This is a genomic window from Nostoc sp. XA010 (genome assembly GCF_020829625.1).
Classification (GTDB): Bacteria; Cyanobacteriota; Cyanobacteriia; order Cyanobacteriales; family Nostocaceae; genus Nostoc.
This window is the reverse complement of the sequence record NZ_JAIVFX010000007.1, coordinates 303,747-317,013: the sequence shown is the minus strand read 5'-3', so window position 1 is coordinate 317,013 and position 13,267 is coordinate 303,747. Positions and strand designations below refer to the sequence as shown.

Sequence of the window (13,267 nt, the reverse complement as noted above, 5' to 3'; positions counted from 1 at the left end):
CCTGAAGCCAGATTCTCACGCGTTACTCACCCGTCCGCCACTAAGCCCCGAAAGGCTTCGTTCGACTTGCATGTGTTAAGCATACCGCCAGCGTTCATCCTGAGCCAGGATCAAACTCTCCGTTTTGGAAAGCTCTATAGCTCAATACATTTAGCTGCTCTTTTTTAACTTCAGCTTAGTTATCTTTATTTTCTTGACGCAAACTACTTGCTGTCTTTTCGCTTTCAAACTATAATATTTTCAAGGTTCGGTTCACCTTTTAGCGTCGCTTCTCTTCGCTTCGCTTCAGGCACTTATTCAATATAACGAACCTAATTAATTGTGTCAACTATTTTTCCAAAAATCTTTTGGACCGCTTCTGATTCCCCTTGAAACTCCCCACACTGCCCGGTTCTAGGCAACAATGGTTTATGCACTGTGCTGACCAAAGAAGGGGGAAGCGTGAATTTTCAGTCGGTTATAGCTTTGTTGCATCAGTTTTGGGGCGATCGCGGTTGTCTCATAGCCCAGCCCTACGACATTGAGAAGGGGGCAGGTACTAAAAATCCCCAGACATTTTTAAGAGCATTGGGACCGGAACCGTGGGCTGTTGCTTACGTTGAACCCTGTCGTCGCCCTACAGATGGACGCTATGGCGAAAACCCCAATCGCTTCCAGCACTATTATCAGTATCAAGTTCTAATCAAGCCGTCGCCAGATAATATTCAGGAGATTTATCTTGATTCGTTAAGGGCTTTAGGTATTCGTCCTGAAGACCACGATATTCGGTTTGTAGAGGATAACTGGGAAGATGCGACGGTGGGAGCTTGGGGCACTGGCTGGGAAGTATGGTTAGATGGAATGGAAGTTACTCAATTTACCTATTTCCAACAGTGTGGGGGAATTGATTGTCGTCCGGTGTCGATTGAGATTACATACGGGTTAGAGCGGCTAACAATGTATCTCCAGCAAGTAGAAGCATTTACAAAGATCCAGTGGACAGACAACGTTACTTATGGGGATGTTTTCTTGCAAAGTGAGATTGAGCAGTGTACATACAACTTTGAAGCGTCGAATCCTGAGTTGCTACTGACACTATTTAATTTATATGAGCAGGAAGCTACCCAATTGACGGAGCGAGGATTGGTCTTGCCTAGCTTAGATTATGTAATGAAGTGTTCGCACACGTTCAATCTGCTGGATGCTAGAGGTGTGATTTCTGTGACGGAGAGAACTCGCTATATTGCCAGAATTCGGCATTTAGCTAGGAAGGTAGCTCATTTATATGTTGAGCAAAGGGAGAAGTTGGGTTTTCCGTTACTCAAAGATACTGTAAGTTCAACAGGAAGCCCAATATGATAAAAGGTGCGGCTACTCGAACTAAGTACAGCTTTGCGTAAAAACGTAAGGTTTTAAAAGCAGAGGAACGCAAAGTAAACGCATAGGCGCTTTGCTTTCTGGCAGGCTAGGTACGTATAGTTTTGCCAATTATCCATGCTCTGCTGAGGTTTAAGCTAGGTATATCTTCATGATGCGGCTTTTGCTAAAGGACAAAAATACAGTTAAATATTGAGTCTAGAACATTAAAACTACAAGGATAAGGCCCGCCTGTGCGGGCTTTTTTTGTATAAACTTGATGGACTATATTTCACCACAAGGATAAAAATTTTCGCTGTTGCTGATTAAAGAGATGAAAAACTCACGCTTAGGCGCTCTAAGCGCAGATAATAGGAGTTTGGAATATTTTATTTTTGAATTTCATAGCCAAATTCAGCAATGCCGATTTTTCTATATTGCTGCCCTAGCTATTTTTAAGTCAGCTGCAAATTCGGGTTGTCAGACGCTTTTACAAAAAATCTTATGATTCAAACCAGTGGTGTAATTATTTGTCTTGGCTACATTTTTGGGTTGTTGTTTACAGCAGTTCCTTGGGGTAGTGTATGGATTTTGGTTCTGGGGATAGTGGGAGCAATTCTTTTTAGAAGACGCACCAGTTCACGACAACTTGCTCAGAAACCAGAAAATGCTGGGAGCAAAAATAAGGCTGTGTCTAACACTTGGCAAACTAACCCCCATCCTCGAATATGGCTAGCTGCTGGCTTGGTGGGATTATTGGCAACTCTATATTTTCAATGGCGAGTGCCGCAGCCAGGTGCAAAAGATATTAGTCAGTTCGTTCCGCTTGGAAATAGCAGTAATCAAGAACAACTTGTAATTGTTCGTGGCGAAGTGGTGAGTAATCCCCGCTTAACTCGCAGTCAACGAGGACAATTTTGGCTGGAAGCGACTCAGCTAGATGAAGTCAAAAATGACAAAGGTTCAGCAGGTGTGCCAAAAGGGGTTACAGGTAAATTGTATGTGACAGTGCCTATACTTCAGGCTACTGGGTTATACCCTAGTCAACAAATTGCTGTGACTGGGATTTTGTACAAACCAAAGGCGGCTTCAAATCCTGGTGGTTTCGATTTTCAGAAGTTTCTCAAGCAGGAAGGAACGTTTGCTGGTTTGATTGGAAGACAAGTAAATGTTTTGGATCAGGAACGTAAATGGGGATGGTGGCAAATTCGGGAGCGAATTGTGCGATCGCAAGTTCGTTGGTTGGGTATCCCAGAAGGGCCCCTTGTCAGCGCAATGGTGTTGGGAAGCAAAGCTGTTGATTTACCCTACGATATCCGCGACTTATTTGTACAAGCAGGATTAGCTCATGCTTTAGCAGCTTCTGGGTTCCAAACTTCTTTGATTTTGAGTGTGATTTTACAGTTAACGAGGCGGGCAAGAAAAGGAACGCAATTTACCCTTGGCTTTTTGGCTTTAATCATTTTTCTGAGTTTAACAGGTTTTCAACCTGCGGTTCTTAGAGCCGTAATTATGGGTTTTGCGGCTTTAGTTGGTTTGCTATTAAAAAGAAAAGTAAAACAGTTCGGCTCATTACTATTAGCAGCGACTTTATTATTAATGTTTAATCCGTTATGGATTTGGGATTTAGGTTTTCAATTGAGTTTTTTAGCAACACTAGGATTAATCGTAACAGTACCCGCCTTAGTCAATCGTCTAGCATGGTTACCACCTGCGATCGCAGCTTTGATTGCTGTTCCCCTAGCTGCTACTATTTGGACTTTACCTGTGCAACTTTTTGTCTTTGGGGTTGTACCATCTTATAGTTTGTTGCTGAATGTAGTTAGTACTCCATTAATTTCGATAATTAGTATAGGTGGAATCATCAGTGCCTTGGTAGGTTTAATTTGGACGCAGGCTGGAAGTTTTTTAGCTGCGGTGTTACATTACCCGACTGATTGGCTAATTAAATTAGTGGAGTTTTTTAGCAAACTGCCAGGAAATTCTGTTGCTCTAGGCAGCATATCTACTTGGCAACTTCTGGCGATTTATGCATTAATTCTATTAGTTTGCCTAGTCCCTTGGTGGCAGAAGCGGTGGTGGTTTGCTAATGTGATTGCCATTGGTTTAGTATTCATCCCTCTTTGGCATTCTACAAATACATTGTTTAGGATAACGGTATTAGAATCTGGTACGGAACCAATTGTAGTTGTTCAAGATAGAGGTACTGTAACTGTAATTAATAGTGGCGATGAAGGGACAGGACGTTTTACAATTTTACCGTTTTTGCAACAACAGGGTGTAAATCAAATTAATTGGGCGATCGCAACTGATTTTCAAGGCAATGAAAGTAATGCTTGGTTGGAATTACTGCAACGTTTACCTATCAATAATTTTTATGAATATTCCGCAAAGTCAGAAAATTCCATTACGACTCAGGCAATTCAACAAGAACTACAAAAGCATCAAGGATCTTACCAACCGTTAGCAGTTGGTCAAGCTGTGAAAACGGGTTCAATAGTAGTACAATTAATCAACGAGCAATTACCTATTTTACAATTGCAGATTTTAGGTCAAAATTGGTTATTAGTAGGTAATATCAAGTCTAAAGAAGTACAGCAACTAGTTAAGAGTGGGAGTTTACCTCGTCCACAAGTATTATGGTGTGCTCCTCAGTCATTAAAAGATTTAGTTATTGCTCTGCAACCACAAGTGGCGATCGCTTCTTCTGCCAACTTTGATACAAAAGCTTTATCTGAATTGAATCAAAGCCAAACCAAACTGTTTTTTACAGGACGAGATGGGGCTATTCAATGGACACCTAATGGTGAGTTTGAGTCATTTATTGAAGCTACAGAAAATAAGTCTTCTGTCTTATAAAAACTCAAAAATAAGTAAATTCAAAAACACAATATTTATTTTTAAGCAAAACTAACTAAAGATAGATGTATAGCTATTCGGAAGGAAGTAACCTCTCAAAAGGTCTGAGAAAGGTCAATTTACTGAGTTGGTGCTAACCGTATGCTTAGGGTAAATAAATCGGTTATGAAGAATTTCAGATTTGCAGTAAAAACTGAAACTCTTACTATTAAGAGAATCTGGTCACTTTAACATAGTTTAATTTATTCTTACCCACTGTAGCGATGACTTGCCCATCTGGCGAGAATTGAAGACGTAACAAAAATCACCATCTTCAGGCTTGTATAAAGTTTTTCGTCTGCCTTACGGATAACATACGTGCGATCATCACTGCAAAGACTACCCCCTACTTGGTATCTCATATTGAAGTGTGATTATCAAACAAAAAGATTATCACAATGATTAGCAATTTGTAGATAGCTTGATAAAAATGTTATATATCCGAATACGATTTACTAGGGCGTCTACTACTAGAGGATACTGGAGTCTGGCTTTTGACTTACTTAGTCTTCTAAAGTGCAAGGCGTAGAAGTAAAGATGATTCCACATCCAGCTTGATGGCTGTGATATTATGGGAGACTGCTACATACATTTAGAAAAACTAGAAATTGAATCGATCATGGCTCTGACGCAACTGCGGAAACAAGAAATAATTTCCAACTACCAAGTTCACGAAACCGACACTGGTTCGGCCGATGTCCAAGTTGCCATGCTAACTGAGCGCATTAACCGCCTCAGTGAACATCTTCAGGCAAATAAAAAAGACCATTCTTCCCGGCGGGGACTGTTAAAGCTAATTGGGCAGCGCAAGCGTCTTCTAGCCTATATATCACAAGAAAGTCGGGAAAAGTATCAAGCTTTGATCGCTCGTCTCGGTATTCGTGGATAGGGATTACCGCTTATGTCTGCTGAAGAATCTGAACGCAGTCGCTTGCCCTTTGAACCAAACAAAAAGCGCCAAAAACCCGCAAAAGCTCAAAGTAAACCAGCAGCACAGCCACAAGAATCTGGCAAACAAGCTGATAGAAAACGGTCTTACACCAAACAAGAGATGGCTATTCCCCAAGTAGTCAGCCAGAGGATGATCCGCCGGGTAGCTGGGTTCTGTGGTGTACCAACAGGTTTGGGCATTAGCGTCCTAGTTGTCAGCTATTTGCTGGCTATCTACTCCAAGATCCAACTACCTCCCATCGCCGTGTTATTGGTGAACATGGGATTATTTGGTTTGGGGGTTTTAGGGATAACTTATGGCGTTCTTTCTGCCTCTTGGGATGAAGAAAGAGTCGGAAGTTTGCTGGGATTGGGTGAGTTCAACACCAATTGGGGACGAATGGTGGCAGTTTGGCGCGAAACTCGCCAAAAAAACTCATAATGATCGGCGCTCAGGTATTAGATAACTGCGGTATTGGGTAGATGAAGAAGTGAATGTTGAAGTTGAAATTTTATAACTTCAACATTGCTAATTAAAGTTATATAATCTTTTTTATACTCTATATCCAGTTATTTAGCGGTATAATTACTGACTGAGCGCTATATTTTGTAAATAAATTTTATTTTTAACTCTTTGTAATTAGGCTAATAAGCAACAATAAAGCTAGTCCACTTACAGACAATTTTACTCAATTAATAATTAGGAACTTTCACATGATTATAGTAATGAAAAGTGGTTCCCCAGAGGCGGAAATAAACCGCATTGATGAGGAACTAACTAGCTGGGGGCTAACTCCAGAAAAAATTGTTGGTCAACACAAAGTAGTTATTGGTTTAGTAGGTGAAACCGCCAGCTTAGATCCACTACAAATTCAGGAACTTAGTCCTTGGATTGAGCAGGTGTTGCGGGTAGAGCAGCCTTACAAACGAGCCAGTCGTCAGTACCGCCACGGCGAAGCTTCAGAAGTAGTAGTTAATACTCCTAATGGAGCGGTGGTATTTGGTGAACACCAGCCTTTAGTAGTCGTTGCCGGTCCTTGCTCGGTAGAAAATGAAGAAATGATTGTGGAGACTGCACGGCGCGTTAAGACGGCTGGAGCTAAATTTTTGCGCGGCGGCGCATACAAACCCCGGACTTCACCTTATGCCTTCCAAGGACACGGCGAGAGTGCTTTGGATTTGTTGGCAAAGGCGCGGGAAGTAAGTGGACTAGGTATTATTACAGAAGTAATGGATGCTGCTGACCTAGATAAAATTGCCGAAATTGCTGATGTAATCCAGGTGGGGGCAAGGAATATGCAGAATTTCTCCTTGCTCAAAAAAGTGGGAGCGCAGCCGAAACCAGTTCTGTTGAAGCGAGGAATGGCGGCTACTATTGAAGATTGGTTGATGGCAGCCGAGTATATTCTGGCATCTGGCAATCCCAATGTAATTTTGTGTGAAAGGGGAATACGCACCTTTGACCGTCAGTATACGCGAAATACGCTGGATTTATCAGTAGTACCAGTGTTGCGAAAGCTGACTCACCTGCCAATTATGATTGACCCCAGCCACGGTGTAGGTTGGTCTGAGTTTGTGCCTTCAATGGCGATGGCTGCGATCGCAGCTGGCACAGATTCCCTGATGATAGAAGTTCACCCCAACCCTGCCAAAGCCTTATCCGACGGGCCCCAATCTCTCACACCAGACCGTTTCGATAGGTTGATGCAAGAATTAGCAGTGATTGGGAAGGCGATGGGGCGCTGGCAGCAAGCAGCAGTAGCTCTGACTTAGAATTAAGTTGCAACTGCATTTATTGATTTAAGAAACTGGTGATCGGTTGAATAAAACCCAATAAAAACCAAGCTGTTGGACTGCTTGGTTAAATTGTTCAAAATCAACAGGTTTGACGATGTAGCTATTCACCCCAAGCTGGTAACTCTCGATCATATCCTGGTCTTCAGCAGAAGAGGTCAGTACCACAATCGGAATCATTTGTGTGCGTGGGTCAGACTTGAGTTGCCGTAAAACTTCTAATCCACTTATTCTTGGCAGTTTCAAATCCAGCAAAATGACTTTGGGTTGATTCGTCATGCTACGGTGGGCATAGTCTCCCCGACAAAAGAAAAAATCGAGGGCTTCGGCTCCATCTTCGAGCAGTTGAATGTGATTGCTGATTCTAGCGCGACGTAATGCCCGGATAGTTAATTCTGCATCAGTAGGATTATCTTCAACCAACACAATGGAAATTGGTTGTTCCGAAGATGGGTCAGTGGGTTGATCAGTCATGGCTTAGTTTACCCTTGAAGGGTGAAATAAAAGGTCGCGCCTTGATTGACCACTGCTTCGGCCCAAATGCGCCCGCCGTGGCGTTGAATAATGCGTTGCACGATCGCTAGTCCGATCCCTGTACCTGCAAAATCTTGTTCGCGGTGCAGGCGTTGGAATACCCCAAACAGATTATCGGCATATTGCATATTAAATCCTGCTCCATTATCTTTAACGAAATACACTTCTTCCCCATCCATAACCTCATAGCCCACTTGAATATAAGCAGGGGATTTGTAACGAGTGTACTTAATCGCATTCGATAACAGATTTATCCAAACTTGTTTGAGCAGTGAAAGGTCAGCCTGACATATAGGTAAATCAGCGATCGCAAACTCAATCTGACGACCCTGCAAATCCGGGGCTAAATCACTCAGCACCTGTTGAATTATCTCATTTGGCAAGACGGGCTGCCGAGACATTTCCTTACGATCTAGGCGGGATAGGTTCAACAGATCATCGATCAACTCACCCATGCGTTTGGCATTCTCTCGCACAATTTTCAGATAACGATTGCCTTCCGCATCGAGTTGCTCACCATAATCTTCTTGCATCATTCTAGAAAAACCAACGATCGCTCGCAATGGTGCCCGTAAATCATGAGAAACAGAGTAGGAAAAAGCCTCTAACGCTTTGTTGGCAGATTGCAATTGGGCAGTTCGCTGTATTACCCGTTCTTCCAATTCAGTATTCAGTTGGCGGACTTCTGCCTCTACCGCTTTCAGGGCACTGATATCGCGCATGATCGTAGAAAAATATTCCAGACTGCCATCTGTAGCTTTGTGAGCAATAATCATTTGGGAAACCGGAATTTCTCTGGCATCACCGTCCAACAACGCGGTTTCACCAACCCAACTACCATCTTGGATAGCTGCCGGAATGCCTTGATTTTGGATAATATCAAATGCCCACTGAGGATGGTAGTTGGGGACGCTCATGGTGGTGATGTCTGCATCCAGTGGTATGCCTGCCAATTTTCTGGCTTGACTATTATTCCAAAAAACATTGCCTTGGGGAGTGGACATGCCAATATGATCGGTTGATGCTTCTAGGATGGTAATTAAGCGATCGCGGTCTTTCTCTGCTCTTCGGCGTTCGTCAATTTCAGCCCGTAAAGATTGATTCAGTTCTTCCTCCTGCTTCAATAGACGGGCATTGTCAATGGAAATAGCTGCCTGAGTAGAAAGTAAACGGAAAATTTCAATTCGATCTGGGGTAAAGGCGCTGGTGGTGAGATTATTTTCTAAAAGGACAATTCCAGTCAGTTTTCTCTGGTTCAAAAGAGGGGCACAAAGAATTGATTTCGATTGGTGCTGCACAATCCAGGGTTCAGATTGAAAGTTGCCGAATTGAGCAGCATTGTCGAGGACGATGCTTTCTTGGGTGCGAGCCACGTAATTAATCAGGGCAGTTGGCAAGTAAGGAGTGCTGTCTGCTGATATCGATTCCAGGGGAATTGATTGCAAAACGGCTACTGTCTTATTGCCAATCGACCCCATCGCCTCAACCCGCCATTCGTCTTGTGTTGGCAAAATTAGATAACCCGTTTGCGCCCCAGCATTCTCAATCAGGATGGTCATCAGTTTTACCAGGAGTTTATCTAGTAAAATTTCACTGGCGATCGCTTGGCAAGCTTTCAAAACCGTTTCTAGATCCAGTGCTTCTAACTTACTTGAAGTCGATTCTGTAGTCTCAACTTTACGTTTTTCGGTTCTTTCTGAGCCTATCTCTAGCAGTTGGGGATACTGCTTGTCCATCTGCTGGACTTTCGCGGTTGCCCCCCACCTTAAATAACCATACCTTGCCTCTTGCAGATAGGCTTTGGCGATCGTTATCCGGTTGTTTGCCAGATAAAACTTTGCTGCTAGTTCGTTTGCCAGAGCCTCTTCTTGGAGGTATTCGTTTTCTCTCGCCAGGGTAATGGCGCGATCGTAGGCATCCATTGCTGCCACCCCTTGATCCAAAACCCGATAGCTTTCTGCTTCTACCAAGTGCCACTTGTGCAGATAATTCATTGGGGCATGGTGTGCCCAGAACTGCATCTGTTTCTGGTTTGCTTCAACCTGTTGTAGATAAGTTTGTTGGTAATTAGGCTGAACTTCCGAATAATCCGCCAAAAGCGCCAGGGAATGGTAAAAGTTGAGAACTGCTACCTGCATAAACCCAAAAGCAGCACCTGCTTGCTGCTGTGCCAAGTGTACCTGTTTTAATGCTTGGTCATACTCGCCGAAGTGATACAGCAGAATGGTCTTAGCAACATAAAAAATGTACAGAACTGTGCCCGTTTTTGCTGCAATTAAACGTGGTAGCATATCCGCTTCATTAAAGCTCTCACCAATTAAGTGACATCGCTCTTTTGCAAATCCGCGCAAATTTAACCCTAGCTGTCTCCATATTTGAGTAAAGTAAGTTGGGATCTCTTGTTGAATTTTGATGCAGATGTCAACGTAGATTGCCTGCTGTTGAACAGCTGCGCCCAGATTGTCTTCACAGAAAAACAGATAGCTACAGAGGTTAGCAGCCGCATAACCACCCCATTCAATATCTCCGGTATCTAGCCCAACCTGTACCGCTTCTTGCAAGGGAGCAATGCTATTTTTTGCATGTTCTTTCCAGGTTCTAATATTAGAGTTGAATAAGTTATAAATTTTTGCAGTCAGTTCTCTGGTGTTGAACATTTCGAGCAGTTCTAGGGCAATTTTTCCAGCGTGATATCCCTCCTCGACCCTACCTGTTCCAGACAGCAGCAAGCCATAAAGACCATAACCAAATGCAGAGAATGATGAGTTACCGTACTCAAGACAAACATTAATCATAGTGATGATCAGCGGCGGAAAACTTTCCGGCTTCGCCATAAACACAGGTCCACACAAAATTATCAAAATCTGCATAGTAGAAAGTTTGTATGGATCGGTCATCACAGGCATGGCTGATAAGGTGGCGAGGCTAGGCAACTGGATCAGTAGGCTCTCTTCTTTTTCTAGAATCACCAGAGAAATACCGAGTTGTTCTAGAACTTGCAAACCAATCTCGATCGCTTTCACTAGTTCGATCTGTGCCATACAAATTTGCATCTGTAATTCGTAGACTCTGACGCGATCGAGTAAGTTTGCAGCGTTATTTAAAGCAATCTCTGCCAGGATGTTTGCCTGCTCAAAATGGATATTCAAATATTCGGCTTCCGCTGCCTTAATGTAGAGCTTCAGGGTAAGGGCATATTGCCTTTGCCAGCAATCTTTTGCTAGCAAAGATAAAGCAGTCTGAAAATACTGTAGGGCAGAATTATAGGCAGCAGAGGCATTGGCTTTCTCACCTGCCAAGCAATTTAACTCTGCTAGTTCATCTCCCTCTGATTGCTGTTCAATCAGCGCTTTACCCAAGTTAAGTTGATTAGTGATATCAAATATTTTTTGTTGTCGTTGTTCGACTGGAGTATTTTGTAGCAAGCATTTTCCAAGTTGCAGGTGGATGATTGTTTGCCTAGCTTCTGGCATCAAAGAATAGGCTGCCTGCTGAATGCGATCGTGAGCAAATTTGTATTCAATGGCAGGGTTGCCAGGGAGTGGCACATCCAATAGAACTGATTTGTGGGCATTGGTCAGGGGCAGAATCAAGCCTTGGGCGATCGCCACTCCCAATGCTTGCGCGGCTTCCCGTTGGGATAGTTCAGCCGCAAATGCCAGGGTTTCCAAATCAAAAGAGTTGCCAATGCAGGCAGATAGCTGTAACATTTCCTGCGTCTGAATGTTGAGTTTTTGAATCTTGCCTGCCATCAACTCCACAATATTATCGGTAATTCCTTGATTGTGAATTTGCTCTATCGACCATTGCCATTTATTTGTTTGGCGATCAAATTCCAGTAACCCTTCCGTGTAGAGAGATTTCAAAAATTCATTGATAAAAAAGGGATTACCACCAGTTTTTAATTGCACCAGTTCCGCTAACGGCAGGGAATTTTCTGGTTGGCAGTGTAATGTATCTGCAATCAGCTGATTGATATCGGGTAGGCTCAATGCTGAAAGAGAAACTTGGTTTACTACTCCTTTCCCTTGGCGAATTTCCTCCACCATCTGGATCAGGGGATGGGCTGCATTTACCTCGTTATCCCGGTATGCCCCCATCAACAACAACGATTGTTTCTCAGTGGAGGTAGCTAACAGTTGAATTAGCTTCAGCGAGGCATTATCTGCCCACTGGAGATCATCTAAAAAGATGACGAGTGGATGTTCTGGCTGGGTAAAGACGCGAATGAAATTTTGGAAGACTTGGTGAAAGCGATTTTGGGCTTCTGTTGGCGGTAGAATTGGTACGTCTGGTTGATTGCCGACAATTAATTCCAATGTTGGAATTACCTGGGTAATGACGCGACTGTTTGAGGCGAGAGCAGTTAAAAGGTTGTCACGCCACTGACACAGCTGTACCTCGTCTTCGGTCAGTAATTGTTTGATGAGTAACTCAAAGGCTTGAGCGATCGCAAAGTAAGGAATATTGCGCTGATACTGGTCAAATTTGCCCGAAATAAAGTAGCCCCGTTGTTGCGTAATGGGTTTATAAATTTCCTGCACCAATACTGACTTGCCAATACCGGAGTATCCTGCTATCAGCATCAGTTCAACTTGAGAAGCAGACAGTTCCTCCCTCTCCCCATCTCTGTTACCTGCTACTCTGGCAAATGCTGCTAATAATATCTCAACTTCTCTTTCTCTGCCATAGAGTTTTTCCGGGATATGAAACTTATCAGAAATATCCTGTTGCGCTAACAAAAAAGGCTCAATTCGTCCCCTATGTTGTAGCTCGATTAAACACTGTTCTAAATCAGTTTTAATTCCCCAGGCACTTTGATACCGATCCTCTGCGGTTTTAGCTAATAGTTTCAGGACAATTTCTGAAACTATTACAGGAATTTCTGGATCAATTACATGAGGTGGAACAGGTTCCAGAGCCAGGTGGTAATGAATCAACTCCAGTGCATCACTAGATTCAAACGGCAGTCGATGGGTCAACAGTTGATAGAAGGTGACACCTAGAGAGTAAAAATCAGTTCGGTAGTCCAGAGAACGGTTCATTCTGCCTGTTTGCTCTGGAGAGATGTAAGCTAATGTTCCCTCTAATACTATTGAATTTTTGAGAGTTAATGTTTCCTGCGATCGCGCAGTTGAAATCCCAAAGTCAATAATTTTAAGTTGTTGTGTTTCTATATTTAAAACAATATTAGATGGATTAATATCCTTATGAATAATATTTGCGGTATGAATTTCACCTAAAGCTTCAGCGATCTGAACAGCTAACTTCAGAAACTCTGTTAAGGAAAACCTTCTTATCGCTATAATTTTTGTTAAAGATTCCCCTCCAAAATCCTCCAGAATGATCACAAAAGTACTTTGATATTGCTGCAAGCCGTAAGCCTGGATAACGCCTTCCAATGATAAGCTGCGCGTAATTTCGTATTCGAGCTTATAGCGTGTGATTTCCTCTGGGGTGGGGTAGTCTTTCTTCAAAATTTTGAAGATTAAAGGCAAATTATCCCGTTCACGAATTCCCCGATAGACCCGTGAATTAGCACTTTCATGGATTTTTGCCCAAATTTTATATTCAGGAATTTCTAGCATGGTTCAACCGCCTTAAATTGATACACTGAGGGGCAATGCAGGGTTGACTCATAAGCCCGATTATATAATAGTCGAACCCCTGATTAATTCATTTATCTAGAGTACAGTACGGCGTAAATCCAGTTACTATCAATACGGTTCGGTTAATCAAAGTTATCTGTTGAGGCGAGCTGGCGTTGCAGGGGGAG

At 42.9% G+C, this 13,267-nt stretch carries 7 protein-coding genes and 1 rRNA gene; 5 read left to right on the top strand and 3 right to left on the bottom strand.

Annotation, left to right across the window (positions count from 1 at the left end; translation table 11 throughout):
* Positions 1-126: ribosomal RNA gene (locus LC608_RS13870) — 16S ribosomal RNA — on the bottom strand; the annotation flags it as partial.
* 315 nt (positions 127-441) lie between these two features.
* On the opposite strand from LC608_RS13870, the gene glyQ reads away from it, so the two are divergent.
* The 5 genes from glyQ (at position 442) to aroF (ending at position 6,936) form a co-directional block, all read left to right on the top strand.
* Positions 442-1,338, top strand: coding sequence for a glycine--tRNA ligase subunit alpha (gene glyQ, locus LC608_RS13865; RefSeq protein ID WP_229554088.1), 897 nt, complete (start codon positions 442-444; stop codon positions 1,336-1,338).
* A 501-nt stretch (positions 1,339-1,839) separates the two neighbouring features.
* Positions 1,840-4,194 (top strand): ComEC/Rec2 family competence protein, encoded by a 2,355-nt coding sequence (locus LC608_RS13860; RefSeq protein ID WP_229554087.1) that lies wholly within the window; start codon positions 1,840-1,842, stop codon positions 4,192-4,194.
* A gap of 658 nt (positions 4,195-4,852) precedes the next feature.
* A complete protein-coding gene (gene rpsO, locus LC608_RS13855; protein ID WP_041565894.1) occupies positions 4,853-5,122 on the top strand; it encodes a 30S ribosomal protein S15 in 270 nt (89 codons plus the stop codon).
* Positions 5,123-5,134: 12 nt separating this feature from the next.
* The gene (locus tag LC608_RS13850) at positions 5,135-5,605 is read left to right on the top strand and encodes a PAM68 family protein (protein WP_229554086.1); all 471 of its coding nucleotides are present in this window, start codon (positions 5,135-5,137) and stop codon (positions 5,603-5,605) included.
* Between the two features lie 272 nt (positions 5,606-5,877).
* Positions 5,878-6,936, top strand: a complete 1,059-nt coding sequence (aroF, locus tag LC608_RS13845) for a 3-deoxy-7-phosphoheptulonate synthase (protein ID WP_229554085.1) — start codon at positions 5,878-5,880, stop codon at positions 6,934-6,936.
* A 27-nt stretch (positions 6,937-6,963) separates the two neighbouring features.
* Here the strand turns inward: aroF and LC608_RS13840 are convergent, their stop codons facing one another.
* Together LC608_RS13840 and LC608_RS13835 are read right to left on the bottom strand one after the other, a co-directional pair.
* Positions 6,964-7,431, bottom strand: a complete 468-nt coding sequence (locus tag LC608_RS13840; RefSeq protein WP_229554084.1) for a response regulator — start codon at positions 7,429-7,431, stop codon at positions 6,964-6,966.
* A gap of 8 nt (positions 7,432-7,439) precedes the next feature.
* Positions 7,440-13,079, bottom strand: coding sequence for an AAA family ATPase (locus LC608_RS13835; RefSeq protein ID WP_229554083.1), 5,640 nt, complete (start codon positions 13,077-13,079; stop codon positions 7,440-7,442).
* Positions 13,080-13,267 lie beyond the last annotated feature (188 nt).

Coding starts and splice junctions, on each gene's coding strand:
- LC608_RS13860 (WP_229554087.1), top strand. CDS start 1,840: ATGATTCAAACCAGTGGTGTAATTATTTGTCTTGGCTACATTTTTGGG.
- rpsO (WP_041565894.1), top strand. CDS start 4,853: ATGGCTCTGACGCAACTGCGGAAACAAGAAATAATTTCCAACTACCAA.
- LC608_RS13850 (WP_229554086.1), top strand. CDS start 5,135: ATGTCTGCTGAAGAATCTGAACGCAGTCGCTTGCCCTTTGAACCAAAC.
- aroF (WP_229554085.1), top strand. CDS start 5,878: ATGATTATAGTAATGAAAAGTGGTTCCCCAGAGGCGGAAATAAACCGC.
- LC608_RS13840 (WP_229554084.1), bottom strand. CDS start 7,431: ATGACTGATCAACCCACTGACCCATCTTCGGAACAACCAATTTCCATT.
- LC608_RS13835 (WP_229554083.1), bottom strand. CDS start 13,079: ATGCTAGAAATTCCTGAATATAAAATTTGGGCAAAAATCCATGAAAGT.